This is a genomic window from Pseudomonas sp. H3_C08, from assembly GCF_054669455.1.
Window position 1 is genome coordinate 5,818,356 of the sequence record NZ_CP162803.1, and the last position, 24,958, is coordinate 5,843,313.

Consider the following 24,958-nt stretch of genomic DNA (forward strand, 5'->3'; position numbering starts at 1 on the left):
TTTTTTCACCGAACATTGACGACGAGACCCTATGGCCACTCCCAGCGCTAGCTCTTATAACGCCGACGCCATCGAAGTCCTCTCGGGCCTCGACCCGGTGCGCAAACGCCCCGGCATGTACACCGACACCAGTCGGCCGAACCACCTCGCCCAGGAAGTCATCGACAACAGTGTCGACGAAGCCCTGGCGGGTCACGCCAGATCGGTGCAGGTCATCCTCCATGCCGACCATTCGCTGGAAGTCAGTGACGACGGCCGTGGCATGCCGGTCGACATTCACCCGGAAGAGGGCGTGTCGGGTGTCGAGCTGATCCTCACCAAGCTCCACGCGGGCGGCAAGTTTTCCAACAAGAACTACCAGTTCTCCGGCGGTCTGCACGGCGTGGGTATTTCCGTGGTCAACGCCTTGTCGACCGAAGTCCGTGTGCGTGTAAAACGTGACGGCAACGAATACCAGATGACCTTCAACGACGGTTTCAAAGCCTCGGAACTGGAAATCGTCGGCACCGTCGGCAAGCGCAACACCGGCACCAGCGTCTATTTCGCGCCGGACCCGAAATACTTCGATTCACCGAAATTCTCCATCAGCCGCCTCAAGCACGTGCTCAAGGCCAAGGCTGTGCTGTGCCCGGGGCTGCTGGTCAGCTTTGAAGACAAAGGCACCGGCGAGAAAGTCGAGTGGCATTACGAAGACGGTCTGCGTTCCTATCTGGTCGATGCGGTCAGCGAGTTCGAACGCTTGCCGGACGAGCCGTTCTGCGGCGCTTTCGCCGGTAATAAAGAAGCCGTCGACTGGGCCCTGCTGTGGCTGCCGGAAGGTGGCGACGCGGTGCAGGAAAGCTACGTCAACCTGATCCCGACGGCGCAGGGCGGTACTCACGTCAACGGTCTGCGTCAGGGCCTGCTTGATGCGATGCGCGAGTTCTGCGAATTCCGCAGCCTGCTGCCGCGCGGCGTCAAGCTGGCGCCGGAAGATGTCTGGGAGCGCATCGCGTTCGTCCTGTCGATGAAGATGCAGGAGCCGCAATTCTCCGGCCAGACCAAAGAGCGACTGTCGTCCCGTGAAGCGGCGGCGTTCGTCTCCGGTGTGGTCAAGGATGCGTTCAGCCTGTGGCTCAACGCCAACCCGGAAACCGGTCTGGCCCTGGCGGAACTGGCGATCAACAACGCCGGTCGTCGTCTTAAGGCCAGCAAGAAAGTCGAGCGTAAACGTGTGACTCAGGGGCCAGCGTTGCCTGGCAAACTGGCGGACTGCGCCGGGCAGGACCCGATGCGTTCCGAGCTGTTCCTCGTCGAAGGTGATTCCGCTGGTGGTTCCGCCAAGCAAGCGCGGGACAAAGAGTTCCAGGCGATCCTGCCGTTGCGCGGCAAGATCCTCAACACCTGGGAAGTCGATGGCAGCGAAGTACTCGCCAGCCAGGAAGTGCACAACATCGCCGTGGCCATCGGTGTCGATCCGGGTGCGGCGGATATGAGCCAGCTGCGCTACGGCAAGATCTGCATCCTTGCCGACGCCGACTCCGACGGTCTGCACATCGCAACGCTGCTCTGCGCATTGTTCGTCCAGCATTTCCGCCCGCTGGTGGATGCCGGTCACGTCTACGTGGCGATGCCGCCGCTGTACCGCATCGACCTGGGCAAAGAAATCTACTACGCCCTCGACGAAGCCGAGCGCGACGGCATTCTCGACCGTCTGGTCGCCGAGAAGAAGCGCGGCAAACCCCAGGTCACCCGATTCAAAGGTCTGGGTGAAATGAACCCGCCGCAGTTGCGTGAGACCACAATGGACCCGAATACTCGGCGTCTGGTGCAACTGACGCTGGGTGAAGACTTCGCCGAAACCTCGGAAATGATGGACATGCTGCTGGCGAAGAAACGCGCCGGTGACCGCAAGACCTGGCTCGAATCCAAAGGCAACCTCGCCGAGGTGCTGGCCTGATGCGGTTTGGCTGGGCCTTGGCGGGTGCGTTGCTGCTGAGTGCGATGAGCGTGTCGGCCGAGCCGTTGCAGGAATTGCGCGTGCTCTCCGAGCACCCGGTCGACGGCATGCGCGGCGGCAACCTGTCGGGGCTGGCCATGTGCGGCAGCGAGTTGTGGACGGTGTCGGACCGCGATGACGATCAGATCTATCGGCTCAATACCGCCGATCAGGTCTGGCAGGCCGAAGCCTTGCACATCGACGTGCCCCTGGTGCCGGAGACCGGTCTGCCGTGGGGGTTGCGCTCGCGCAATTGGGCCGCATCGTTCGTGCGCGGTGGCGACCTGGATTTCGAAGGCATCAGTTGCGACAGTGCCGGCAATCGCTACATTGTCAGCGAGGGCCATGCGGCAGTCTTGCAGGTGCCCGTCAGCGGCCCGGTCAACTGGCTGAAGATCTCGCCGATGATGGTTCGCGAAGCACGGGCCAGCGGCATGCTCCTGCATTTCAATGCGATCTTCGAGGGCTTGGCGATCACTCCGGCGGGCGATCAGATGTGGCTGGCTGCCGAACGGCAAAGCCGTGGCTTGCTGCTGATCAAGCGCCAGCAGACGGTGTGGGATTGCGACGGTCGTTGCGTGCTGCTCAGCGAGGGCGGCAAGGAAATGCAGCCGCCGCAGTTCCCGAAGGCCAGAGCGGTCGACCGGGACTTTTCCGACCTTTCATTGTTTAACGGCAAATTGTTTACCCTTGAGCGCAACGCCTTTCAGATTTGTCGGCGCGATGTGCAGACCGCCAAGGTCGAACGTTGCTGGTCGTACGCCGCTGAATTGTTGCAGGCCAACCGCCGTTATTCGCAGAACTTCGGGCTGGAAGAGGCGCTGATCGTTGACGCTGATGGTGCGTGGGTCGGCGTCGACAATAATTTCGGCCCGCGGGCCGACGGTGAGGTTCGGCCGATCGTCTGGCGCTTCGCCGCGCCTGACGGTGGCTGGAGCGCCAAGCCTTAGCGTACTGCGTCCGAGTATTGCTGACGGGTATTTGCCGATCTGTGAGCAGATCAGGAAACTGCTGCAATACTCCAATCGGGACGGCCCTGGCCGTTGTGAGTGAGAACGCTTGAGGCGGCTCACTCGCGCAGGTTTTGGAGGGTGTGCCGGAAGCAAGGCGCGCTGGATGATTTACAGGTTTGCTGCGCTGGCCGCTGATTGAACAGCGAGCCATGAAGTGCAGACAATGAAGCTCTGAAGCAATGCTGTCGAGAAAGTAGTGTGATCGTTGAATTCCGACATGTCGTGCAAGGCTCGGGGAAACTTAAAACGCCGACTGCGGGAGATTCAATGATGAAACTCAACCTCTTTATTGCGGGTTTTTTGCTTGTCTGGAGTTCGCTGGGACTGGCCGCCGCCCCGGAACTGCGGTTGCTTTCTGAGCATCCGGTGGAGGGGATGCGCGGAGGCAATCTGTCCGGGCTGGCCAAGTGTGGCGAGCAGTTGTGGACGGTGTCGGATCGTGACGACGACCGGATCTACCGGCTCGATAAGCAAGACAAGGTGTGGAAGGCCGAGGCTGTTTTGATTAATGTTCCACCGGTGCCTGAAGATCCCGGCCGGACGTTGGCCATGAAAACCCAGAGCTTTTTCAGATCGCTTGCGGGTAACGGTGCGTTGGACTTTGAAGGGATCACCTGCGACGCTAGCCAGAATCGCTACATTCTCAGTGAAACGTATTCAGCCATTCTCAAGATCTCACCCAGTGGAGAACTGGCCTGGTTGCGCATCTCGTCGCAGGTGCTGACTATGGCGCGAGAGGCTGGGCTGGCTACGCACGCCAATGCGTTGTTTGAAGGCTTGGCGGTTTCCGGCATTCTTGGCAGTGAAATCTGGCTGGCTGCAGAGCGGCAAAAAAGAGGGTTGGTCAAAATCAGGCGGCTACTGACTCCTCCCCTTGATAACAAATGGTACTGTTTTTCCATTTGTGTGCTCATGACCGAGGGAGGACTGGCGCCGCAACCGCCGCAATTTCCAGGCTCCAAACCGGTAGAGAAGGATTTTTCGGATATTGCTCTATTCAATAACAAACTGTTTCTCCTGGATCGCAACGCTTTCAAAATCTGTCGGCATGAAATGTTGACGGGTAAACAGGAACGCTGCTGGTCATTCGCTGCGGATGCACTGGTTCCGAATCGTCAATATGCGTCCGAACACGGACTGACCGAGGCGTTGCTGGTCGACGCGCAAGGCGCGTGGATTGGCGTCGACAACAATTTTGCAACCCGCGCCGATGGCGAGTCTCGCCCAATTGTGTGGCGCTTTGCAGCGCCTGAGGGCGGCTGGATTCAATGAGTATGGGTGAACAACGACAACAACCCCCGGGCAAGCGCGCCGGTCGGGTGCTGATGATTCTGGCATGGTGCGCGGCTCTGTTTCTGGCGACGCGGTTTTTTGGCCAGTGGGAGCAACGCCAGCAGAATCCGAACGTCGTGGTCAGTTCGGAGCAGGGCGAAGGGTTTATCGAGGTGAAGCTGGCCGGCAATGCCCAAGGGCATTTTGTCGCCAGCGGTCAGATCAACGGCGAACCGGTCGAGTTCATGCTCGACACCGGCGCAACCGATGTGGCGATCCCGGCGGATCTGGCCAAGCGTTTGAAGCTGGAAGAAGGTTTCGGTGTGACCCTGAGCACGGCCAATGGCCTGAGCCAGGGCTATCGAACCAAAATCGACCGCCTGCAACTCGGTGACATCGTGCTGCGCGACGTCCGCGCACTGGTGGCGCCGGGGCTGCATGGCGATCAGGTGCTGCTCGGCATGAGCGCCCTGAACAAACTTGAATTTACTCAGCGCGGTGGCACCATGCTGCTGCGCCAGACAACGAACCGATGAGGCCTGCATGAGCAACCCCCTTGATCTCAGCCTGGACGGTGTAGAACGCCGCTCGTTGGCCGACTTCACCGAAAGTGCCTACCTCAACTACTCCATGTACGTGATCATGGACCGTGCTCTGCCGCATATCGGCGACGGCCTGAAACCGGTACAGCGGCGTATCGTCTACGCCATGAGCGAGTTGGGCCTGGACGCCGACTCCAAGCACAAGAAATCGGCGCGTACCGTCGGTGACGTGCTCGGTAAATTCCACCCGCACGGTGACTCGGCGTGCTACGAAGCGATGGTGCTGATGGCGCAGCCATTCAGCTATCGCTACACGCTGGTCGACGGTCAGGGTAACTGGGGTGCGCCGGACGATCCGAAGTCCTTCGCGGCCATGCGTTACACCGAAGCACGTCTGTCGCGTTATTCCGAAGTGCTGCTCAGCGAACTGGGCCAGGGCACTGCCGACTGGGGCCCGAACTTCGACGGCACCTTACAAGAGCCGCTGGTGCTGCCGGCGCGTCTGCCGAACATCCTGCTCAACGGCACCACCGGTATTGCCGTGGGCATGGCCACCGACGTGCCGCCGCACAACCTGCGTGAAGTCGCCACCGCTTGCGTGCGTCTGCTCGATGAGCCGAAAGCCACGGTCGAGCAGCTCTGCGAACACATTCAAGGCCCGGACTATCCGACCGAAGCGGAAATCATCACGCCGCGCGCCGACTTGCTGAAGATGTACGAAACCGGCAAGGGCTCGGTGCGCATGCGCGCCGTGTACCACGTCGAGGACGGCGACATCATCGTCACCGCGCTGCCGCATCAGGTGTCCGGCGCCAAGGTGCTGGAGCAGATCGCCGCGCTTATGCAGGCCAAGCCGTCGAAAGCCCCGCAGATCGCTGACCTGCGCGACGAATCCGACCACGAAAATCCGTGCCGCATCGTGATCATTCCGGTCAACAGCCGCGTCGATCATGAAGCGCTGATGCAGCACTTGTTCGCCAGCACCGAGCTGGAGTCGACCTACCGGGTCAACGTCAACATCATCGGTCTGGACGGCAAGCCGCAGCTGAAAAACCTGCGAGCGCTGCTGGTCGAGTGGCTGGAATTCCGCGTGCTGACCGTACGTCGCCGCCTGCAATTCCGCCTCGACAAGGTCGAGCGTCGTCTGCACCTGTTGGACGGTTTGCTGATCGCCTACCTCAACCTGGATGAAGTGATTCACATCATCCGTACCGAGGAGCATCCGAAGGCCAAGCTGATCGAGCGTTTCGCCCTCAGTGAAATTCAGGCCGACTACATCCTCGACACCCGTCTGCGTCAGTTGGCGCGACTGGAAGAGATGAAGCTGCGCGACGAGCAGGACGAACTGCTCAAGGAACAAGCCAAGCTGCAAGCCCTGCTGGGCAGCGAAGCCAAGCTGAAGAAGCTGGTGCGCACCGAACTGTTGAAAGACGCCGAAACCTACGGCGATGACCGTCGGTCGCCAATCGTCGAGCGCGCTGAAGCCAAGGCGCTGACCGAACACGATCTGCTGCCGAACGAAAAAGTCACCGTGGTGCTGTCTGAAAAAGGCTGGATCCGTTCGGCCAAAGGTCATGACATCGACGCCACCGGCCTGTCGTACAAGGCCGGCGACGGCTTCAAGACCTCGGCAGCGGGGCGCTCCAACCAGTTTGCGGTGTTTATCGACTCGACCGGCCGCAGCTACTCGGTGGCCGCGCACACCCTGCCATCGGCTCGGGGCCAGGGCGAGCCGTTGACCGGTCGTCTGACACCACCGCCCGGTGCGAGCTTCGAATGCGTGCTGATGCCGGAAGACGACGCGTTGTACGTGATCGCTTCCGACGCCGGTTACGGTTTTGTGGTCAAGGGCGAAGACCTGCAAGCCAAGAACAAGGCCGGTAAAGCCCTGTTGAGCCTGCCGAACAACGCCAAAGTCATCGCGCCACGTCCGGTGGCCGATCGTGAGCACAACTGGCTGGCGTCGGTCACGACCGAAGGTCGCCTGCTGATCTTCAAAATCAGCGATTTGCCACAATTAGGTAAGGGCAAAGGTAACAAGATCATCGGTATTTCCGGTGAGCGTGTGGCCAGTCGCGAAGAATATGTCACGGACATCGCCGTCCTTCCGGAAGGCGCCACCTTGGTGCTGCAGGCCGGAAAACGGACCCTGTCGCTGAAGGCCGATGACCTCGAACACTACAAAGGTGAGCGTGGGCGTCGTGGCAATAAGCTGCCGAGGGGCTTCCAGAGAGTGGATGCGCTGCTCGTCGAAAACCTCAATTAGGCGCCCTAGAGCGTTGGATCTACGATTTAACGCGTAGATCGACGCTTTGGCGCTGGAGTCGGAACGCATATTCACGGATGATATGGCCTTTCCAAGCGCCGGCGTGGCCGAGCGTTCTTCATATTTATTGAGTATTTTCACTGTGGTCAGCCTTGTGGCGGCCACCTGGACGGGATGATGACTGCTCTGCGCCCCCTTATTTTCCTGCTCGCCGGCGTTTTGGGCCTGGCGGGTTGCAGCGTTCACCAGCCGGTGTCGCTGTATCAACTGGACAGCGGAAGTCCGGTTCAGCCTGCGCAAAGCGCGGGCATGGCGGTTCTTTTGGGTCCGGTAGTCGTAGCCGATTACCTGCAGCGTGAGACATTGCTGCAACGTCAACCCGATGGCAGTCTGCAGGCAGCGACAGACGGTCGTTGGGCTGGCAGCCTTTCGTCGGATATCGATCAGTTGCTGATGCGTCAGGTTGCTGGCCATCTGGACAGCCAGCGTGTAGTGCTGGCACCGGCCACTACGGGGTTCACTCCGGATGTGCAGGTGTTGCTGACCATCACGCGTCTGGACTCTGGCCAGAAACAACCGGCGATTCTCGATGCTCAATGGCGTCTGATCGACCGTCGTGGTCAGGTGCGCGATAACCGCATCGTTCATCTGCAAGAGCTGCATGCCGGCAGTACCGCTTCGCAGGTTCAGGCCCAGGGCATTTTGCTGCAGCGTCTGGCCGAGCAATTGTCTGTAGCGCTCAAGCCGTTGGCCAATCAGCCACCGGTGGCCGAGGCACCGCGTAAAGCGGCACCAAAACCGGCAGCGCCGGCGGCGGAATCAGAGAAACAACCGAAGATTCCGATGGCATCGCCGATTCGGACAGACATGGAAGTGTTCCGCTTCTAAGCTGGATCGAGTCAGAACAGAGCCCGCCTTGTGCGGGCTTTGTTGTGTCTGGGGTTCTGCGCGAAAGATCAAAAGCCCCTCACCCCAGCCCTCTCCCTGAGGGAGAGGGGGCCGACCGAGATGTCTGGCGCCATGCATCGACCTGAACGATCCTGGCGGTTATGGATTCAAAGCAGGACGTGCAGGTCGGTGTATTCCGGCAATAATCCCGGATCGGTCCCCTCTCCCTGTGGGAGAGGGCTAGGGTGAGGGGCTTTTCAGGGTGCTTGCAATCTCGATAACACCGGCCACAAAAAAGCCCGCAGACAATCACTCGTCTGCGGGCTTCTGTGTTTCTGACTTAAGGCCTAAGGCTTACGCCCGACGCTCATGCATCCGCGCCAGTTGCCGTTCCAGCATCGACGGATACGGTTCCATCAACCGCTCCACGCAGCAAGCCCCCTCAGGACTGGCGATCGGCCGGATCCGCGCACGCTGACGAATCAGCGCATCGTCGCCGATCTTGCGTTCGACCAGCAGCAGGTTACGGCTGTGCTGCGACAAGGCCAGCGCATCCTGCGCCGAATCGGTCAGCAGCAGATCAATCTGACTCAAGCCGAACAACTCATCGCCCAGGGTCAGGCCCAGCTGCAGTTGCAGGGTGATGCCGCTGTCCGCGACTTCAATCTGCAACTGATGACCCAAGGCCCGCAGCAACTCGCCGCAGCAGATTGCGTTGGTCAGGTAATCGTCACCGCTGTCTTCGGTGTGGAAGAGCATCAGCGTGCTGCCGTCGTTGAGGGTTTCGATTTCACCCTGATACAGCGAAGCAGCCTGATCGAGGCAGTCACGATAACGCTCCTGCAATTCTTCCAGACGTGCCCGCGGCAAGCGGCGCAGTTGTTCCTGTGAGCCCAGTTGTACCGCTAGCACGGCGCTGTGTTGTGGCACACTCGGAGTCGCCTTGCGGGCGACCGGTTGTGGCGCAACGTCCAGCGATTCATCGCGCAGATCAGCGAACGCGTCATCGTCATCATCGTCTTCGACGGTGCTGACCAGATGTCGCGGTGCAGGCTTCTGCGCGGCCATCGGACGGGTTTCGTCGAAACTCGGATCACGCAAGTTGCGCACCTCGAATTCCGGCTCGTCCTCTTCGTCCTCGAACTCAGGCTCCGGTTCCGGTGCAGGCTCTGGCGCGTAGTTGGCGTGCAGCTGACGCGCCAGATCGCCGATTTCATCCTGACGATCAATGCCCGGCGTGTGCTCGTCGATGCGGCGTAACCAGACGCGAAGTTGCAGCAACGGCGTCGACAGGTATCGGCCCATGCGCAGGCTCAAGGCCAGCGACAGCGCGAGCAGGATGCCGCTGAGAATGCCCATGCTTTGCAGGCTGATGGTCATCGGCTGCTGGAACTGATCCATGTCCAGACTGATGCGCAGTTGCCCGGCGGTCACGTCCTGGAAGGTGATCTTGCTCTCGTACATGCCCTCGGCTTCGCCCAGCAGGCTGTGCTTGGGCCGCTGACCGGACTCGGCGAGGATGCGGTTATCCACGCTGTAGATCGCCGCGTGGGCCACCAGTTTGTTCTTGGTCAGGTTGTTGAGCAGCACGTTGAGGCTGAGGATGTCGTTGGACACCAACAGCTCGGTGGCCGAGGTCGCGGTCTGCGTGGTCAGGCTTTCGCCCAGCGCATCGGCCTGCTGGTGCATGGCCTGCTTGAATTGCAAACCCATCACGCCGGCATAGATCACCAGGGCCAGAGCGACCAGGATCACGTTATGGCTGGCAATGCGCAATGCAATCGGTACACGGCGGTGGCGCAGTGCACGGAAGATCAGCAGGAAGAAGTTATCGGTTTTAACTGGCGTGGGCCGGTTCACTGAGCTCGGCTCTTTTGTCCGTGAAGTTGACGCGCAGTATAGCGACAGGCCCTAGACCGGCAAAGCGCTCGCGGTGCCCGATGGTCACTGAAAGTGGGTAGAATGCGGTTTTTTTCCAGTTGCGGGGGTGCGCGTTGCGCGAAATCGTCCTGATTAACATCACGGGAGTCGACCGTCCGGGTCTGACTGCGGCCATTACCGGCGTTCTGGCACAAGGTGGTGTGAACATTCTCGACATCGGTCAGGCGGTGATCCACGACACCCTGTCGTTCGGCATCCTGGTTGAAATCCCCGATTCCGAGCAAGGCAAGTCCGTGCTCAAGGACATTCTGTTCAAGGGCTACGAGCTCGATCAGCAGGTACGCTTTACGCCGGTGTCCGAAGAGGATTACCAGCAATGGGTGGGTAATCAGGGCAAGAAGCGTCACATCGTTACCCTGCTGACCCGCAAAGTAACCGCTGGCCAATTGCAGGCTGTCAGCTCGATCACCGCCAAATATGGCCTGAATATCGATCACATCGACCGTCTGTCGGGTCGCATGCCACTGGACACGCCAGCGGACAAGGGCAAGGGCTGCATCGAGTTCTCCGTGCGTGGCGAAGCCGCCGATCCACAGGCGCTGCGTGCTGAATTCCTCAGCGTTGCCCAAGCGCTGAACGTCGATATCGCCTTCCAGGAAGATTCGCTGTTCCGGCGCAACCGTCGTCTGGCGGTGTTCGACATGGACTCGACGCTGATCGAGGCCGAGGTCATTGACGAGCTGGCCAAGGCTGCCGGCGTGGGCGAGCAGGTGTCCGAAATCACAGAGCGGGCAATGGCCGGCGAGCTGGATTTCCGCGCCAGTTTCAAAGAACGTCTGGCCTTGCTCAAAGGTCTGGATGTCAGCGTGCTGGACTCGATCGGCGCTTCGCTGCGTCTGACCGAAGGCGCCGAAACGCTGTTCGCTGAACTCAAGCGTCTGGGCTACAAGACCGCGATCCTGTCCGGTGGTTTCACCTATTTCGCCAAGCAATTGCAGGCCAAACTCGGCATCGACTATGTGTTTGCCAACGAACTGGAAGTGGTCGATGGCAAGTGTACCGGCGTGGCGATCGAGCCGATCGTCGATGCCCAGCGCAAGGCTGATTTGCTCAAAGAGCTGGCACACAAGGAAGGTTTGCGTCTGGAGCAGACCATCGCGGTCGGCGACGGTGCGAATGACCTGCCGATGCTGGCGATTGCCGGTTTGGGCGTAGCGTTCCGTGCCAAGCCGTTGGTGAAGCAGTCGGCGAAGCAGGCGATTTCGACGTTGGGGCTGGATGGCGTGTTGTATCTGCTGGGTTTCCGTGATCGCGACGGGCAGCTCTGAGATCTCTATCGCCTGACTTGGCCTCTTCGCGAGCAGGCTCGCTCCCACAGTTGAAATGTATTCCAATGTGGGAGCGAGCCTGCTCGCGAAGGTTGCGCCGCCGATCCATCGGTGGGCACTTAAAGCGACTTCCACAACGAATCAAAATCCTCTTCGCTCCCGCCATTGCGCGCGGTTTCCAGCGAACGATAGGCGAACTGATTGAAACTGTGCGTACTCGCCACCCGTCGATCCAGCCCGGCGCGGTGTTCTTCGCCTTGGGTGTTGATCAGCACTTTACTGCCTTCCTGAAACGGCAAGCGCGGCGCCAGCAAGGTTGCCGGCAAATCTATCGCACTGATCTCCGGTAACAATAATCCGCGCAGATACTGACTGTGATCGTCCCGTGAGCGCACCAGTTGCAGGCCGCAAGGCTGGGCATGTGGCGCCACCAGCTCAATGCCCATTTGCGTGCCGCCGCCGCGCACCTGGCGGATCCAGCGAATGACCGCAATGCTCCAGCCCAGACTGACACTGTCCTGAATGCCGAGCATTTCCCCGGCCTGCAGCTCGGCGGGCACTTCATTTGGCCACGCCAGGCAATATCCACCGGGGCTGTGATTGATCACCGGCAGGGCATGGGTCGGGTAATGGGGCGTACTGTCCGTGCCGCTTTCATCCTCGAGCAAATGGTCGTACTGGATTTCCTCGTAAGGCAAAAACTCATCAGTTTTGCTTTGCGGTGCGGCGTCGAAAGCCTGGCTCCAACTGTCCTTTTCACCTTTGGCGACGGCACTGCTGAAATTCGCCGAGCGCGTTCCGGGGTGTTTGAGCAGCTCGCTGAAACTGCGCTCGCCACCCAGATAAAAGTGCAGCGCGCTCATGCCTACGCACACGGTCAGATGGCCTTGGCCGACGGTGCGCTGAAAGCTGCGCTCGGCGGCTTGTCCCCAGGTGGCATGCAGGTGTTGCAGGGTGTCGAAGCTGAGCCCGGGCGGAACGGGCAGCGGCGTCGATGCGGGCTGGTGCTGCAAATGCGCTTCGATGGCGTTCACCAGTGGCTGCGGATCGAAGCCGAGCAATCCGGCCTGTTCTTCGCTGCGAAACATGTTGCGGTAGCGCGGGCCGGTATCGATCGCCGGGCTGATCGCAAACAGTCCTTCGCTCGAGCGACCGGGATGCAATTTGAGCAGGGCGCTCCACGGTTCGAGTACTTCAGCCAATCGGGCGATCTGGTTCTGCCGCAATTGATTGCAGCGGGCACTGCCCAAGAGCAGGGCGGCGATGTAAGTCTGTTCAAGCGTGAGTTCGGTGGTGAGGCTGGCGAGATCGTCGTGGACCCGGCGCTGCTGCAGTTGCAGTTCGCAGGTGATGCGATACAGCTGATGCAGTTCGAGCCACACCTGCTCCAGTGCCGCGCTGTACAGTTGCGTCGCACGCAGCAGTTGACCCTTGAGAGCATGGGCCGCCCGTTGCAGGGCCGTGCTGACCAATATCGCGCGATCCTTGCTGTACTTCGGCGCAATCCGCAACACGATCTGTTTGTAGCCGACGGCCAGATGGCTTTGCAGCGCCTGGCACAAATTGCTGATCTTGCGTGAACGCTCGTCGAGCATGATCGCCTGATGCAGGAAGTGCCGTTCCAGATGCTGGCAGACGAAATACACCTCGGGTCGCAGCAGCTCCAGCAGGTTGAGGCGATTGTCACTGGGGGTGAGCAATTGATTGAGTTCGCCCAGGCCTTGATACAGCAGGCGGGCGGTTTCACCGATGTTAGCCTTGGGCAGGTCGGCGATCCAGCGCTTGAGGTCGCGTGGCGTTGATTCGCAAAACGACAGACGCGTTTGCGTCGGGGTCGGGGCGCTCAGGGAGGGTTGGGGACGAGACTCACTCATGCCTTGACGGGCTCCGGCGGCGGAAGGGGCAATGCCCAAAACTCTAGCAGCTGTGGTCTGTTTCGCTGGGTAGCGTCAGACTTTTTGACCGCTGGTCTGCTGGCCGGATGCCATTCCCCAAGCCCTACTAGTCTCTCAGGCGTGCGATCGGAAACGCACGGTTGCACGGCCTGCCGTCAACCTCGGGCAGGTCTCCCGAAACTTCAAGGAGATGAGGTTCATGTCTAAATATGCAGTGGCAAATCAATGGGGTGGCAGTTCGGCGCCGTGGCATCCGGGTGGAACCTGGGTACTCGGCGGGCGGGACAACCAGAATGTCGTCGCGATCGAGATCAAGTCGCGTGATGACGGTAAAACGTTCACCGGCACCATGACCTATGCCGGGGAAGGTCCCATTGGCTTCAAAGCGCAACGCACCGGTCAGAACCAGTACAACGTCGAGAATCAGTGGGGTGGCAATGATGCCCCGTGGCATCCGGGCGGCAAGTGGGTGATTGGCGGCCGGGACAATCAGAACGTTATCGCGTTGAGCGTCACGTCCAGTGATGGAGGGAAAAACCTCAGTGGCACCAATACCTATGCCAACGAAGGCCCGATCGGCTTTCGTGGGCAAATAGAGTAACGGCACCACCGAGTCGTATCCGCCTTTTCGCAGACGTGTGAAAAGGCGGATCAGTGGCTCACATCATGTTCAGGCTTTTGGCAGCGCCAGGCCTTGCCCCATCTGCACTGGCGAACCCGCCACCAGCTCTTGCGCCCATGTCACCTGATCCGGCCCGAACAGCACGATCGCGGTCGAACCCAGTTTGAAGCGACCCAGTTCGGCGCCTTTTTCCAGATGAATCGGCGCGCGGGCGGCTTCGTCGTAGCGGAAGGTTTTCAGCTCGCGCTTCGGCGGCGTGACCAGACCGGCCCATACGGTTTCGATCGAAGCGACGATCATCGCACCCACCAGCACCACGGCCATCGGCCCGCGCTCGGTGTCGAAAATGCACGCCACGCGCTCGTTGCGGGCGAACAGTTCCGGAACGTTTTCTGCGGTGGTCTGGTTGACCGAGAAGATCCGGCCCGGGATGTAGACCATTTCGCGCAGGGTGCCGGCCAGCGGCATGTGCACGCGGTGGTAGTCCTTAGGCGACAGGTAAATGGTGGCGAAGTCGCCGCCCATGAACGGTGCAGCGTTAGCCGCATCACCGCCGAGCAGTTCCAGCACGCTGAAGCTGTGGCCCTTGGCCTGGAACACGCGACCGTGTTCGATCGGGCCAAGCTGGCTGACCGCACCGTCGGCCGGGCTGAGGATCGCGCCCGGGGTTCCGTCCAGCGGACGCGCGCCGTCTTTCAGGGCGCGGGTGAAGAAGGCGTTGAAGTGCTCGTAGGCAGTGAGGTCTTCGACCAGCGCTTGCGACATGTCCACCTGGTAGCGCTTGGCGAACCATTGGGTGAAGGCATTCTTGAACCAGCGCACGCGGCATTCGGCAATGCAGCCGGCCAGACGCGATAGCAGGTGATGAGGCAGCAGGTACTGGCTGAGGATAAACAGACGCTCTTTCATTAGTTGTCCTTAAAAACCTTAAATCTCGACTGGCGTGTCAGGGTGGTTGCCCCATTCGCCCCAGGAACCGGCGTAGCCCTTGACCCGCGGATAACCGAGGGATTTGGCCACCAGATAAGTGAAGCCCGACCGGTGATGGGTCTGGCAGTGGGTAATGATTTCTTTGTCCTTGGTGATCCCGAGGTTTTCGAGGATCTGCGGCATGTCTGTGCGAATGCGCAACTGACGGGCCTTGTCCATGCCGGCCGTCCATTCGAAATTGACCGCACCGGGGATGTGCCCAGCCTTGGCGGCCAGCACTTTCTCACCGGAATACTCCAGCGGCCCGCGCGCATCCCAGATCGCCAGATCGGCAGCACCGAGGCGGCTCTGCAGGTATTCACGGGTCGCGGTCGGTTCTTCATGCAGGGTCAATGGCACAGGGCCGCCCACTGCAGACGGAACCTGGATCGACATCGGCATGCCGGCCGCCAGCCACGCCGGCAGACCGCCGTCGACGTAGTGATATTTGTCGTGACCGATCACGTCGAGCAGCCAGATGAAACGCCCGGCCCAACCGCCGCCTTCGTCGTCATAGACCACGTAGACCGCATCTTTGCGATGGCCCAGTTCACCGAACAACGCTTCCAGGTCGCCTTTGGCCGGCAACAAGCCCGGCGCCGGCGGCTGGCCGAGCTGGGTGCGCTTGGGATCGACAAAGCGTGCGCCGGGAAAGTGACCTTCGGCATAACGGGCAGGGCTGGTCAGGTCCACCAGAATCAGTTCAGGGGAGTCGAGACGCGGGAGCAGGTCGCTCGCCTCGATGACGAGCGGCAAGCCAGAGAAGTCAGACATGTGAGGTCTCCAGAGCACAAAGGGGAGGATTGTAGCGCAGCCTCATCGGCCGCGGCTGCTAAAGCTGTGCAGGGCTTTTTCGATGCACTGTGCGGTTTTGCCAAAGGCTTGCACGGTGATATCGGCGAACGGCCCGCCGCCCTGATCGGCGACGACAATCATGATCACCCGGCCGTTATTGACCAGGGAACGCAGAAACAGATGCTCGCCACGAAACAGGGTGCGCAGGCTCGCTGGCAGCAGAGCGGAGAACTGAGCGTTGTTCTCGGGATTGATCCGCACCTGCGCCTGTTGCGCGAGCAGCCGTTGCAAGACCTTGCTCTGGCTGACGACGAAATTCAGCGCCGCCGCTTCTTTCGGTAGCCCGGCGGTTTGATTCACGCGCAGATTGGACTGTGTGCGATCGGCCATCAGGATCATCACCCGGCGCATGCCGCTGGCGACCAGCGCATCGCGAGCGGCGACGGTCAGGCTCATGGCATTGGTGAAGCGGCTTGGCTCGGCCAATAGCTCGGCGCATTGCTGGCGCCATTGCGTCAGATCTTCCGAGGTTGGCGCAGCTGCGGGCAGCATGCCGGCTGGCAAACGATGGGTGCCCCATGGCCACAGCAACGAAACCGCCGGATGCCACAGGTCGGGCATCGCATGATGGCGCGCGCTGTTGGCGGCTTGCTGGTGCAACTGTTGTTGCACTTCATCCATGGAAATCTGCAGATAAAGGCTGGTCAGGTACTGCCAGCGCTCACTGTGCGGACTGTCCCACGCCTGTTGCGCAGACAGTGCCAGGCCGTTGGCCAGCAGCACGGTGTTGGCCGGTTGGTTGAGCCAGCGGCGCAGGGTCGGGTCGTCATCGAGGCGGTTTTGCTGGCGCAACGGATGTTCGCTGTCGCGGGCGATGCGCAGCACTTTGACCAGTTCGCGCTGTTCACTCAGCAGCAGCTTATAACCCTGCTGCACCCAGATCGGCAGATGCCAGGCCTGCACCAACGCTTCAGCGATTTTCAGCAGGCGTACGCCGAACAATTGCTTCTCGACCACGCGCGCCGATTCGCCCTTGTGGATAACCCGCAGTTCCCATTCTTCGAGCAACTGCGGATACGTCAGCGCCAACGGCCACAGCGGCGACAGAAACAGCAGGCTGCCCCAATGAATGTCCTGCCAAAGCCGCGCCAGCCGACTGGCGAAAAAGCCGTTGGCCTGTTGCGTCGCGTGCTGGCTGATCATCTGTAACTGGCGCAGGGCTTTGGGGATTTGCATCTGCGGTTCAGCCGGCAGGCGCGCGAGCAATTCTTCAGTCCGCGCCAGGCCGAGACGGTTGATCGCCACCTCGAGATTTTCCGCCGGTGCGGCCATGGTGCCGTGGGTGTGACGATTCGCCTCACGGATGATGCTCAAGGCCAGTGCCGGGCTGTCCTGCATCAGATCGGCGATGTCGCGCAGCGAGCTGCGATTGTCGCGGATCGCCCGACAGACTTTGTCGTGAGCCTCTTGCGGCACGGGCAGCCGGACGCTGTCGAGCAGCTTGACCCAGCCGTCGAGCGTGGTCGGTTTTGCGTGTGGGACGTTCGTTTCATTAGCCATGTCTGGACGGGATCTTCACTGACTGTAGACGCGCCCGGCATGGGCTAAATTGGCTTTTCGCCTGAACTGGCTATAGTCTGGCGCAGTTTTGCCGATAAGTAGAAGAAGAGATTTTTTAACTTCCGAATATGACCTTGAACCCGACTTAAATAAGTACTTTCTACCTATGGCTAAAATTATCGGCATCATCGTCGTATTCGCGAGCGTGCTCGGCGGATACGTGCTCTCCCACGGCAAGATTGCCGCCCTGATCCAGCCCTTCGAGGTGATGATCATCGGTGGTGCGGCACTGGGTGCATTCCTCCAGGCCAACCCCGGTTACATGACGATGCACGTGCTCAAGAAATCCTTGAGCATGTTCAGTTCGCGCTTCAGCCACACGTTCTATCTGGAAGTGCTCGGGCTGATCTACGAGATCCTCAACAAGAGCCGCCGCGAAGGCATGATGGCCATCGAAGGCGACATCGAAGATGCCGCTGCGAGCCCGATCTTCGCCAAGTACCCGGCAGTCCTCAAAGACGAGCGCATGACCGCGTTCATCTGCGATTACCTGCGCATCATGTCGTCCGGCAACATGGCGCCGCACGAGCTGGAAGGCTTGTTCGACATGGAACTGTACAGCCTGAAAGAAGACCTCGAACATCCGTCTCATGCGGTGAACGGCATCGCCGATGCCATGCCCGGTTTCGGTATCGTCGCGGCGGTACTCGGTATCGTGGTGACCATGGCCTCGCTGGGTGAAGGCGATCAGAAGTCCATCGGTCTGCACGTTGGTGCGGCACTGGTCGGTACCTTCTTCGGTATTCTCGCAGCGTACGGTTTCTTCGGCCCATTGGCGCATTCCCTGGCCCACGATGCCAAGGAAGAGCTGAACGTCTACGAAGCCATCAAGGCCTCGCTGGTGGCTTCGGCTTCCGGCATGCCGCCGTCGCTGGCGGTCGAGTTCGGTCGCAAGGTGCTGTACCCGGCCCACCGTCCAAGCTTTGCCGAGCTGGAACAAGCCGTTCGCGGTCGCTAAGTCATGGAAAATAATCAGCCGATTATCATCAAGCGCGTCAAGCGCATAGCCGGCGGGCATCACGGCGGGGCGTGGAAAATCGCCTTCGCCGACTTCGCCACGGCGATGATGGCGTTCTTCCTGGTGTTGTGGCTGCTGTCCACCGCCACGCCCGAGCAGAAGATCGCCATCGCCGGTTACTTCAAAGACCCGGTCGGCTTTTCCGAAAGCGGCACGCCGTACATCATCGACCTGGGCGGCACGCCGACCCTGGCGCCGGAAAACACCCTCAACCCGGAAGTGAAGTCGCAGCCGCAACCGGACAAGGTCACGGTCGACACCGAGCAGGTTGAAGGCATGGCCGAACAGGTCGAGAAGGAACGCCTCGAACTGCTCCTGCAAGAACTGCAGAACAAGGTCGACGAGAACCCGCAACTGCAGAAGTTCAAGGACCAGATCCTCTTCGAGATCACCCCGAACGGCCTGCGCATCCAGATCATGGACGCCGAGAACCGGCCGATGTTCGACTCGGGTTCTGCCCGCCTGAAACCGTACTTCGAAGACATCCTGCTGGCCATGGCCGACACCATCAAAGCGGTGCCGAACAAGATCAGCATCAGCGGCCACACCGACGCCAAGCCGTACACCGGCACCGGTGATTTCGGTAACTGGGAATTGTCGGCCAACCGTGCCAACGCTGCGCGTCGTGCCTTGATCGCCGGTAGCTATCCGGATGCGCAAGTGGCGCGGGTCGTCGGTTATGCCTCGTCGGCGCTGTTCGACAAGGAAAACCCGTTCAACCCGGTCAACCGCCGCATCGACATTGTGGTGCTGACCAAGAAGGCCCAGGCGGCCATTGAAGGTGCGCAGGGTGCCGATCCGGCGAAACCGGCGGATCAAGGTCAGAACGGCGCCGCTCCGGCAGCGCCGGTTGACCCGAATGCGCTGCCGGCGGATCAGCAACCGGTGCCTGCGCATGAACTGCGCGAACGCCTGAACCTGTTCGACGACGCCGCACCGAAACCGGCTGAACCGGGGAACGCGGCGCCTGCCTCCGCTGCTCCGCCAGCCACTGCCCCGGCTCCCGCGCCGAAGCAGTGACCGACAAAAAGCCACGGTCACCGTGGCTTTTTTGTATCTGCCTGCGTCGCAATGACCAGTCGCAGTTTTCGCAATCACGGAAGATCAGTAAATGGAAAGACTCAAAGCCTATTTTCAACGGCACGGCAACGCACCCTTCAAATTTGGCGAGGGGCGGGTCAGTGGCTATATTTCCGCCACCCTCGGGCTGTTGAGCCTGCTGGCGGTGTTCTGCTTTCTGTTTCCCGAATGGCTGACCACGGCCGAACTGCGCAAAGTCTATGACGAGCAGTTCGCGCGCACCACGCTGTTGCTCGGTCTGGTGCTGTCGTTCAGCCTCGGCACCCTGAATATCCTGCTCAACAAGCGCAAACGTCTGGGGATTACCGGATTGGTGGCGTCGGGGCTTGCAGTGTTTCTGGGCGGTACCAATGTCCAGGTCAGCGCGATCGGGCAGACGCCGTACTCGCTCGGTCTGGACTGGTTTGTGCTGGCGCTGCTGGTGTCGGCCATCGTGTTCATTCCTCTGGAAAAGCTCTATTCCAAGGACCCCGAGCAAAACATCCTGCGCCCGCACTGGCGCACCGACCTGACCTACTTTTTCGTCAGCCACATGCTGGTGCAGTTCATCCTGATTTTCATCACCGCCTCTTCGAGTTACATCGCCGGTTGGGCGATGTCGCCGGGCTTGCAAGCGAGCGTGCAAAGCCTGCCGCTCGTTGTGCAGTTTCTGCTGGCGATACTGGTCGCCGATCTCGGTCAGTACTGGCTGCACCGGCTCTACCATGTAGTGCCATGGCTGTGGCGCATTCACGCGGTGCATCACTCCAGTACGCACATGGACTGGCTCGCCGGCTCCCGCGTGCACTTCATTGAAATCCTGCTGACCCGCACTGGCGTGCTGGTGCCATTGATGCTGCTGGGCTTCGCGCCGCAAGCGTTGAATGCCTATGTGATCCTGGTCGGTGTTCAAGCGGTACTGGCCCACGCCAACGTGCGAATCAACGGCGGCTGGCTGAACTACCTGATCGTGCTGCCGCGCTATCACCATTGGCACCACGCTCGGCACAAAGACTACATCTACAAAAACTACGCGATCCACACGCCGCTGGTGGACATGCTCTTCGGGACGTTCAAGCTGCCGCCAAAGGAATGGCCGGTGCGTTATGGCGTGTTTGGCAAGGAACTGCCGGGCGGGATTGTGCGTCAGCATCTGTATGCGTTTCGCAAGCCTGAGCCAAAGGTGGTTGTGCCAAAACCGCCGGCCAGCGTGTGAGGCAAAAAAAAGCCGCGAGATGATCGCGGCTTTTTTACGTCTGTCAGAACCCACGCCGAATCCGGTTCTTCAGTTGTTCGTGGAAAATCTCGGCGTTGCGCTTATAGGTGCCGCTAAAGGATTCATTGCTCGAATCCAGCGTCATCGAGCGTTTGTTGGAAACTTCCTCGCGATACGCGTCGATAAAGAAATTCAGATCACTGTCCGTGCTCAGCTTCGGCCACTTATCCAGATACAACGGCAGCTCCGTCGGCCCGGTCTTGAACGAGCAGATCCGCCGGTTGCTGATGGTCGCTTCGCCAATTTCGAACGGCACCCACCACGATAACGCAGTCTTTTCCGAGACCACTGCCAGCAGGTGCGTGCATTCGGTGATGTTGCGGGTGATGACCCCAGTGATGTCGTCGGTGGTCTGCGACTCGGGGTCGAGCACGTCGAGGTAGGTTTTGATGTTGGCCTGGATCAGGCGGCTATTGATGGCGATGGCGTGGGCGCGATCCATGTGGCGGTAGCTGATGAATACGGGCATCAGAAGTGTCCTTTTATGGCGAGTTCGCGGTAGTAGGCGCCGAGGGCGGTGAGGCGGCAGCCGGTGGAGTTGATGGCGGCGTAATACATGTGTTCGGCGTCCACGGGCTCGATCAGGCTGTGGCGATTGCACATTTGCAGTTGCTTGAAGATGTCGCCGTGCTCGGGGTTGAACTGCGCTTCGGTGGGCTCGTAGCTGGGGTCGAGTCTGAAAACGAAGCTCGGTTCCGGGAACCAGTCCTTGAGTTTGCGCAGGGTTTCTTCGGCGATCAGCGGCGCGACCTCGCGTAGCGGCACAAACTGCGAAACATTGGTCTTGAATACCGGACGCTGTTCCCAGGCTCCCAGCGCATTGTCGACAAACGAATAGACGCTACCGGGGGTGACCTTGCCGAGTACGTTGGCGGCGCCACCATGCAGCGCTTGCAGCAACAGATCCGTAAATACCCCGTGACCGCGGCTTTCCAGGGCGTACTGTTCTTTTTTGCAGGCGGTGAGAATGGTCACGCCTTCGCCGATCACACTGCTGCCGCCGCGCAGGTTGCGCAGGGCGCCTGCTGCACCGGCCTGGCAGCAATCGAGAATGATGATTTTATTCTTGATGTGCGGGGCTTTGTCCGCCCATTCCAGAATGTCGCTGATGCGAATACCGTCTCCGCCAGGCTGATAGTCCTGGGGAATGAGTAGTCCTTCGTCGATGCAGGTGTCGAACTGCCCATGACCGGCGAAGTACAGCAGTGCCACGTCACAGTCGCCTGAGAACAGGCTCTGGATCTGCTGTTTCATGTGTTTGAGCGTTAGTTGTTCTTCGGCCGACGTCAGCACTTTGCTGCTGAAGTTCGGGCGCCCGTTGGCGTGACGCTCCAGTACCGAAGCCATGGCCATTGCGTCGTTGTTGCAACCGCTCAACGGCGAGACGTAGTCGTAGTGGTTGATGCCGATAAACAGTCCCTTGCGCATGATCACACCGCCGTATGCAGGCGAATCGCGCTGACGATGCTATTGGTGTTCCACGCGCATTCGGCGTGTGCCGCGTCACGTACCACGGCGGAAATGCGCTCGGCGCCGAATGGCTTGATCGCGATGATCACCTTGCCCATGCGTTTGGCGATCTCGATTTCCTTGTTGATCCACTTGCTGTAGGTCGAATACATCCCGGCCATGATTAGTACCGCCGAGCAGGGGCGAATCTTGTTTTCGATGGCTTCTTCGAGCTGTTTGTCGGTCTGCGCGCCCAGGATCGGGTTATGTGGCGGCACGGAAAAATTCTTGAAACTGAAATCCGGCTTGGCGCCGAGCAGGCGTACCAGATTGTCGTGAGCGTGGGCGTAGTTCCACGAATGGCTGATGAACAGGTGATAGGTCTGCATGGGGTTCCTCGAAGGTCGCGAAGGTGCGAAGGAGGACCCCAATCTAGGCATCTGGAGCTTGCCTACAAGGGTTGGGCGGTGAAAGAGAAATGTCCTGCAAGCAGGCGTGTGCGGGACTGTAAGAAAAGTCTGGCGTTTAACGGAATCGGGGGTTTGTCAGGCGCAGTCCGACATCCGGCAGCCCTCGGGCGAGGTACTGCCGGTGCAGATGTTTAGTAGCCGTTTTCCGGCAGGCTGGCGATGATCGAGCGGTAGCTGTTCATCCGCTGCTGCTGCACGCGGCCATCTTCCAGCGCCTTGAGCAGTGCACAACCCGGTTCACGGTCGTGCTTGCAGTCGCGGAAGCGGCAGGTGCCGAGCAGGTCATTGAACTCGATGAAACCGGCTTCAACATCGGCGCGGCTGACGTGCCCCAAGCCGAATTCGCGGATACCCGGGGAGTCGATCAACTCACCGCCGCCAGGGAAGTGGAACAGGCGCGCAGTGGTCGTCGTGTGCGTACCCTGACCGGACAACTCGGACAACGGCCCGACACGGGTTTCCACTTCAGGCAGCAAGCTGTTGACCAGCGATGACTTGCCGACACCGGACTGGCCGACGAACACGCTGATGCGCCCGTCGAGTTGCTGTTGCAGTTGTTCCATGCCGTTGCCGTGGTGTGCCGAGACTTCAAGCACCGGATAACCGAGTGTGCGGTACACCGCCAGCAGCGCATTCAGTGCTGGGGCGTTCTGCTCGTCGATCAAGTCGAATTTGTTCAACAGCAGCAGCGGCCGGATGCCAGCGTGTTCGGCGGCAACCAGATAGCGGTCGATCAGGTTGGCATGCGGCTCGGGCAGCGGCGCGAAGACGATGACGATCATGTCGACGTTGGCGGCTACCGGTTTGAGCTGGCCACGGCTGTCCGGGCGGCACAGTTCGGTGGTGCGCGGCAGTTGCGCGACGATCACCCCGATGCCCTGATTGCCGGCACGCCAGACGACTGTGTCGCCGGTTACCAGCGCAGGCAGGTTGGCGCGCAAGTGGCAGCGGAACACTTGGCCGGCCTGATCACCGTCAACGGCCTCGACCTCGACCTGTACACCGAAGTGGGCAATCACCAGGCCGGTCTGTTCCGGGCCCAGGTCGCCGCCCTCAAGGGCTTCGACAGCCGAGGACTCGCGTTTGGCGGCGCGTGCAGCGCGCTCGCCCTGAATCTTTTCGATGCGCCAGTTTTGACGACGATTGAGTTGGCGTTTGGCCATGGGTGTTCCGTCTGAAGAATGCAGCGATTAGGTAAAACGGCCGCGAGTTTAGCACGCCCGGCCACCGGCCTAGGCTAAACTGCGCAGCATTGCCTAGGAGCCGACATATGCAAAACCCGCAGAACCTGATCTGGATCGACCTGGAAATGACCGGTCTGGATCCGGAAAACGACGTCATCATCGAGATGGCCACCATCGTCACCGACAGTGATCTGAACACCTTGGCCGAAGGCCCGGTGATCGCTATCCACCACAGTGACGAAGTGCTCGCGCGTATGGACGAGTGGAACACCCGCACCCACGGCAACTCCGGCCTGACCCAGCGCGTGCGTGACAGCCGAATCAGCATGGCCGAAGCCGAAGCTGAAACCATCGCCTTCCTGGAAAAATGGGTACCGAAGGGCAAGTCGCCGATCTGTGGCAACAGCATCTGTCAGGATCGCCGCTTCCTTTATACCCACATGAAAGCGCTGGAAAGCTATTTCCACTATCGCAACCTCGACGTCTCCACGCTCAAGGAACTGGCCGCGCGCTGGGCACCGGACGTGCGCGACAGCTTCAAGAAGGGCAGCACCCACCTGGCGCTGGACGACATCCGCGAATCGATCGCCGAGCTGCAGCACTACCGCAAGCATTTCATCAAGTTCTGATGCCTGGCGATGGGGGCGGCATTGCGATTGCCCCCTTTTGGTGCCGCACTGAAATGGCTAGACTGCGCGCCTTCCTGCCTGGATCGCCACCATGTTGCTGATGCTCTATCTGATCGCCATCACCGCTGAAGCCATGACTGGCGCCCTGTCTGCCGGGCGGCGCGGCATGGACTGGTTTGGCGTGGTACTGATCGCCTGCGTAACAGCCTTGGGCGGTGGCTCGGTGCGCGATGTGCTGCTCGGGCATTATCCGCTGACCTGGGTAAAACACCCGGAATACCTGGTGCTGACTTCGGTCGCGGCAATGTTCACCGTGTTCACCGCGCGCTGGATGCGCCACTTGCGTTCGCTGTTCCTGGTGCTCGACGCCGTCGGTCTGGTGGCGTTCACCCTGATTGGCTGCATGACCGCGCTGGAAATGGGCCACGGCATGCTGGTGGCGTCGGTCAGCGGCGTGATCACGGGGGTGTTCGGTGGCATCTTGCGCGATATTTTCTGCAACGACATTCCGCTGATCTTTCGCCGCGAACTGTATGCGAGCGTCTCCTTCGCTGCAGCGTGGTGCTACATGTTGTGTCTTTATCTGAATGTGCCCGGTGAACAAGCCATTCTGATTACGCTGTTCGGCGGGTTCTTGTTACGTCTGCTGGCCATCCGTTTTCATTGGGAAATGCCCAAGTTTGTTTATAACGACGAGCCTTGATGGTTGTCGCCGGAAAATAGTTGTTTGCCAGATAAAAGTCTGTAAGCCACTAGAGGTTTGCAAGCGTATGTTTCTTACATTTTCGCTTTGCTGTTTATTTG

At 60.2% G+C, this 24,958-nt stretch carries 22 protein-coding genes; 13 read left to right on the forward strand and 9 right to left on the reverse strand.

Annotated features, from left to right (window positions below):
• Positions 1 to 31: 31 nt before the first annotated feature.
• The 6 genes from parE to AB4N74_RS26530 all read left to right on the forward strand — a co-directional run bounded on the left by parE (position 32) and on the right by AB4N74_RS26530 (position 7,959).
• Positions 32 to 1,939, forward strand: coding sequence for a DNA topoisomerase IV subunit B (gene parE, locus AB4N74_RS26505; protein WP_034151667.1), 1,908 nt, complete (start codon positions 32 to 34; stop codon positions 1,937 to 1,939).
• Entirely contained in the window at positions 1,939 to 2,928 is a 990-nt protein-coding gene (locus AB4N74_RS26510; RefSeq protein WP_460097713.1) for an esterase-like activity of phytase family protein, read from the forward strand. The genes parE and AB4N74_RS26510 overlap by 1 nt, the downstream gene beginning before the upstream one ends.
• A gap of 333 nt (positions 2,929 to 3,261) precedes the next feature.
• Entirely contained in the window at positions 3,262 to 4,263 is a 1,002-nt protein-coding gene (locus AB4N74_RS26515; protein ID WP_460101238.1) for an esterase-like activity of phytase family protein, read from the forward strand.
• Between the two features lie 2 nt (positions 4,264 to 4,265).
• Positions 4,266 to 4,799, forward strand: coding sequence for a retropepsin-like aspartic protease family protein (locus AB4N74_RS26520; protein WP_460089646.1), 534 nt, complete (start codon positions 4,266 to 4,268; stop codon positions 4,797 to 4,799).
• A 7-nt stretch (positions 4,800 to 4,806) separates the two neighbouring features.
• The gene (parC, locus tag AB4N74_RS26525) at positions 4,807 to 7,071 is read left to right on the forward strand and encodes a DNA topoisomerase IV subunit A (protein ID WP_093430157.1); all 2,265 of its coding nucleotides are present in this window, start codon (positions 4,807 to 4,809) and stop codon (positions 7,069 to 7,071) included.
• A 177-nt stretch (positions 7,072 to 7,248) separates the two neighbouring features.
• Complete coding sequence (locus tag AB4N74_RS26530; protein WP_093430158.1) at positions 7,249 to 7,959, forward strand: PqiC family protein; 711 nt, start codon at positions 7,249 to 7,251, stop codon at positions 7,957 to 7,959.
• A gap of 354 nt (positions 7,960 to 8,313) precedes the next feature.
• On the opposite strand, the gene AB4N74_RS26535 is transcribed toward AB4N74_RS26530, so the two are convergent.
• Positions 8,314 to 9,819 carry an AhpA/YtjB family protein gene (locus AB4N74_RS26535; RefSeq protein WP_093430159.1) on the reverse strand — a complete coding sequence of 502 codons (1,506 nt, stop codon included), beginning with the start codon at positions 9,817 to 9,819 and terminating at the stop codon, positions 8,314 to 8,316.
• A gap of 134 nt (positions 9,820 to 9,953) precedes the next feature.
• Between AB4N74_RS26535 and serB the strand changes: the two genes are divergently transcribed.
• Positions 9,954 to 11,168, forward strand: coding sequence for a phosphoserine phosphatase SerB (serB, locus tag AB4N74_RS26540; protein WP_093430160.1), 1,215 nt, complete (start codon positions 9,954 to 9,956; stop codon positions 11,166 to 11,168).
• 119 nt (positions 11,169 to 11,287) lie between these two features.
• Here serB and AB4N74_RS26545 read toward each other — a convergent pair whose 3' ends face one another.
• Positions 11,288 to 13,042 (reverse strand): molecular chaperone, encoded by a 1,755-nt coding sequence (locus tag AB4N74_RS26545; protein ID WP_460097716.1) that lies wholly within the window; start codon positions 13,040 to 13,042, stop codon positions 11,288 to 11,290.
• A 220-nt stretch (positions 13,043 to 13,262) separates the two neighbouring features.
• On the opposite strand from AB4N74_RS26545, the gene AB4N74_RS26550 reads away from it, so the two are divergent.
• Positions 13,263 to 13,664: a lectin OAA family protein gene (locus AB4N74_RS26550; protein ID WP_093430162.1), complete on the forward strand. Its 402-nt coding sequence runs from the start codon at positions 13,263 to 13,265 to the stop codon at positions 13,662 to 13,664.
• A 69-nt stretch (positions 13,665 to 13,733) separates the two neighbouring features.
• Here the strand turns inward: AB4N74_RS26550 and asd are convergent, their stop codons facing one another.
• The 3 genes from asd to AB4N74_RS26565 are packed head-to-tail and all read right to left on the reverse strand — an operon-like array spanning position 13,734 to position 17,009.
• The gene (gene asd, locus AB4N74_RS26555) at positions 13,734 to 14,594 is read right to left on the reverse strand and encodes an archaetidylserine decarboxylase (RefSeq protein WP_460097717.1); all 861 of its coding nucleotides are present in this window, start codon (positions 14,592 to 14,594) and stop codon (positions 13,734 to 13,736) included.
• An 18-nt stretch (positions 14,595 to 14,612) separates the two neighbouring features.
• On the reverse strand, positions 14,613 to 15,428 hold the full coding sequence (gene rhdA / locus AB4N74_RS26560; RefSeq protein WP_460097718.1) for a thiosulfate sulfurtransferase: 816 nt from the start codon (positions 15,426 to 15,428) through the stop codon (positions 14,613 to 14,615).
• 42 nt (positions 15,429 to 15,470) lie between these two features.
• Complete coding sequence (locus AB4N74_RS26565; protein WP_257356898.1) at positions 15,471 to 17,009, reverse strand: HDOD domain-containing protein; 1,539 nt, start codon at positions 17,007 to 17,009, stop codon at positions 15,471 to 15,473.
• Between the two features lie 166 nt (positions 17,010 to 17,175).
• Here AB4N74_RS26565 and motA point away from each other — a divergent pair, with 166 nt between their 5' ends.
• The 3 genes from motA (at position 17,176) to AB4N74_RS26580 (ending at position 20,362) form a co-directional block, all read left to right on the forward strand.
• A complete protein-coding gene (gene motA / locus AB4N74_RS26570) occupies positions 17,176 to 18,027 on the forward strand; it encodes a flagellar motor stator protein MotA (protein WP_007952169.1) in 852 nt (283 codons plus the stop codon).
• Between the two features lie 3 nt (positions 18,028 to 18,030).
• Positions 18,031 to 19,107 carry a flagellar motor protein MotB gene (gene motB, locus AB4N74_RS26575; RefSeq protein ID WP_460097719.1) on the forward strand — a complete coding sequence of 359 codons (1,077 nt, stop codon included), beginning with the start codon at positions 18,031 to 18,033 and terminating at the stop codon, positions 19,105 to 19,107.
• A gap of 91 nt (positions 19,108 to 19,198) precedes the next feature.
• Positions 19,199 to 20,362 (forward strand): sterol desaturase family protein, encoded by a 1,164-nt coding sequence (locus tag AB4N74_RS26580; RefSeq protein ID WP_460097720.1) that lies wholly within the window; start codon positions 19,199 to 19,201, stop codon positions 20,360 to 20,362.
• Between the two features lie 43 nt (positions 20,363 to 20,405).
• Here AB4N74_RS26580 and AB4N74_RS26585 read toward each other — a convergent pair whose 3' ends face one another.
• The 4 genes from AB4N74_RS26585 to rsgA all read right to left on the reverse strand — a co-directional run bounded on the left by AB4N74_RS26585 (position 20,406) and on the right by rsgA (position 23,504).
• Positions 20,406 to 20,891: a toll/interleukin-1 receptor domain-containing protein gene (locus tag AB4N74_RS26585; protein WP_093430168.1), complete on the reverse strand. Its 486-nt coding sequence runs from the start codon at positions 20,889 to 20,891 to the stop codon at positions 20,406 to 20,408.
• Positions 20,891 to 21,850 carry a caspase family protein gene (locus AB4N74_RS26590; RefSeq protein WP_460097722.1) on the reverse strand — a complete coding sequence of 320 codons (960 nt, stop codon included), beginning with the start codon at positions 21,848 to 21,850 and terminating at the stop codon, positions 20,891 to 20,893. The genes AB4N74_RS26585 and AB4N74_RS26590 overlap by 1 nt, the downstream gene beginning before the upstream one ends.
• Positions 21,851 to 21,852: 2 nt before the next feature.
• Positions 21,853 to 22,260, reverse strand: coding sequence for a TIR domain-containing protein (locus AB4N74_RS26595; RefSeq protein ID WP_460097724.1), 408 nt, complete (start codon positions 22,258 to 22,260; stop codon positions 21,853 to 21,855).
• Between the two features lie 212 nt (positions 22,261 to 22,472).
• Positions 22,473 to 23,504 (reverse strand): small ribosomal subunit biogenesis GTPase RsgA, encoded by a 1,032-nt coding sequence (gene rsgA, locus AB4N74_RS26600; RefSeq protein ID WP_016985702.1) that lies wholly within the window; start codon positions 23,502 to 23,504, stop codon positions 22,473 to 22,475.
• Between the two features lie 107 nt (positions 23,505 to 23,611).
• Between rsgA and orn the strand changes: the two genes are divergently transcribed.
• Together orn and AB4N74_RS26610 are read left to right on the forward strand one after the other, a co-directional pair.
• Positions 23,612 to 24,154 (forward strand): oligoribonuclease, encoded by a 543-nt coding sequence (gene orn, locus AB4N74_RS26605; RefSeq protein WP_003221098.1) that lies wholly within the window; start codon positions 23,612 to 23,614, stop codon positions 24,152 to 24,154.
• 91 nt (positions 24,155 to 24,245) lie between these two features.
• Entirely contained in the window at positions 24,246 to 24,857 is a 612-nt protein-coding gene (locus AB4N74_RS26610; protein ID WP_093430171.1) for a trimeric intracellular cation channel family protein, read from the forward strand.
• Positions 24,858 to 24,958: the final 101 nt, after the last annotated feature.

Bases quoted from the DNA above. Each gene is read 5' to 3' on its own strand.
- AB4N74_RS26590 (WP_460097722.1), bottom strand. From the start codon at position 21,850: ATGCGCAAGGGACTGTTTATCGGCATCAACCACTACGACTACGTCTCG.
- rhdA (WP_460097718.1), bottom strand. From the start codon at position 15,428: ATGTCTGACTTCTCTGGCTTGCCGCTCGTCATCGAGGCGAGCGACCTG.
- AB4N74_RS26520 (WP_460089646.1), top strand. From the start codon at position 4,266: ATGGGTGAACAACGACAACAACCCCCGGGCAAGCGCGCCGGTCGGGTG.
- asd (WP_460097717.1), bottom strand. From the start codon at position 14,594: ATGAAAGAGCGTCTGTTTATCCTCAGCCAGTACCTGCTGCCTCATCAC.
- AB4N74_RS26610 (WP_093430171.1), top strand. From the start codon at position 24,246: ATGTTGCTGATGCTCTATCTGATCGCCATCACCGCTGAAGCCATGACT.
- AB4N74_RS26595 (WP_460097724.1), bottom strand. From the start codon at position 22,260: ATGCAGACCTATCACCTGTTCATCAGCCATTCGTGGAACTACGCCCAC.
- motB (WP_460097719.1), top strand. From the start codon at position 18,031: ATGGAAAATAATCAGCCGATTATCATCAAGCGCGTCAAGCGCATAGCC.
- parE (WP_034151667.1), top strand. From the start codon at position 32: ATGGCCACTCCCAGCGCTAGCTCTTATAACGCCGACGCCATCGAAGTC.
- AB4N74_RS26545 (WP_460097716.1), bottom strand. From the start codon at position 13,042: ATGAGTGAGTCTCGTCCCCAACCCTCCCTGAGCGCCCCGACCCCGACG.
- AB4N74_RS26585 (WP_093430168.1), bottom strand. From the start codon at position 20,891: ATGCCCGTATTCATCAGCTACCGCCACATGGATCGCGCCCACGCCATC.
- motA (WP_007952169.1), top strand. From the start codon at position 17,176: ATGGCTAAAATTATCGGCATCATCGTCGTATTCGCGAGCGTGCTCGGC.
- AB4N74_RS26510 (WP_460097713.1), top strand. From the start codon at position 1,939: ATGCGGTTTGGCTGGGCCTTGGCGGGTGCGTTGCTGCTGAGTGCGATG.
- rsgA (WP_016985702.1), bottom strand. From the start codon at position 23,504: ATGGCCAAACGCCAACTCAATCGTCGTCAAAACTGGCGCATCGAAAAG.
- parC (WP_093430157.1), top strand. From the start codon at position 4,807: ATGAGCAACCCCCTTGATCTCAGCCTGGACGGTGTAGAACGCCGCTCG.
- orn (WP_003221098.1), top strand. From the start codon at position 23,612: ATGCAAAACCCGCAGAACCTGATCTGGATCGACCTGGAAATGACCGGT.
- AB4N74_RS26530 (WP_093430158.1), top strand. From the start codon at position 7,249: ATGACTGCTCTGCGCCCCCTTATTTTCCTGCTCGCCGGCGTTTTGGGC.
- AB4N74_RS26580 (WP_460097720.1), top strand. From the start codon at position 19,199: ATGGAAAGACTCAAAGCCTATTTTCAACGGCACGGCAACGCACCCTTC.
- AB4N74_RS26515 (WP_460101238.1), top strand. From the start codon at position 3,262: ATGAAACTCAACCTCTTTATTGCGGGTTTTTTGCTTGTCTGGAGTTCG.
- AB4N74_RS26565 (WP_257356898.1), bottom strand. From the start codon at position 17,009: ATGGCTAATGAAACGAACGTCCCACACGCAAAACCGACCACGCTCGAC.
- AB4N74_RS26550 (WP_093430162.1), top strand. From the start codon at position 13,263: ATGTCTAAATATGCAGTGGCAAATCAATGGGGTGGCAGTTCGGCGCCG.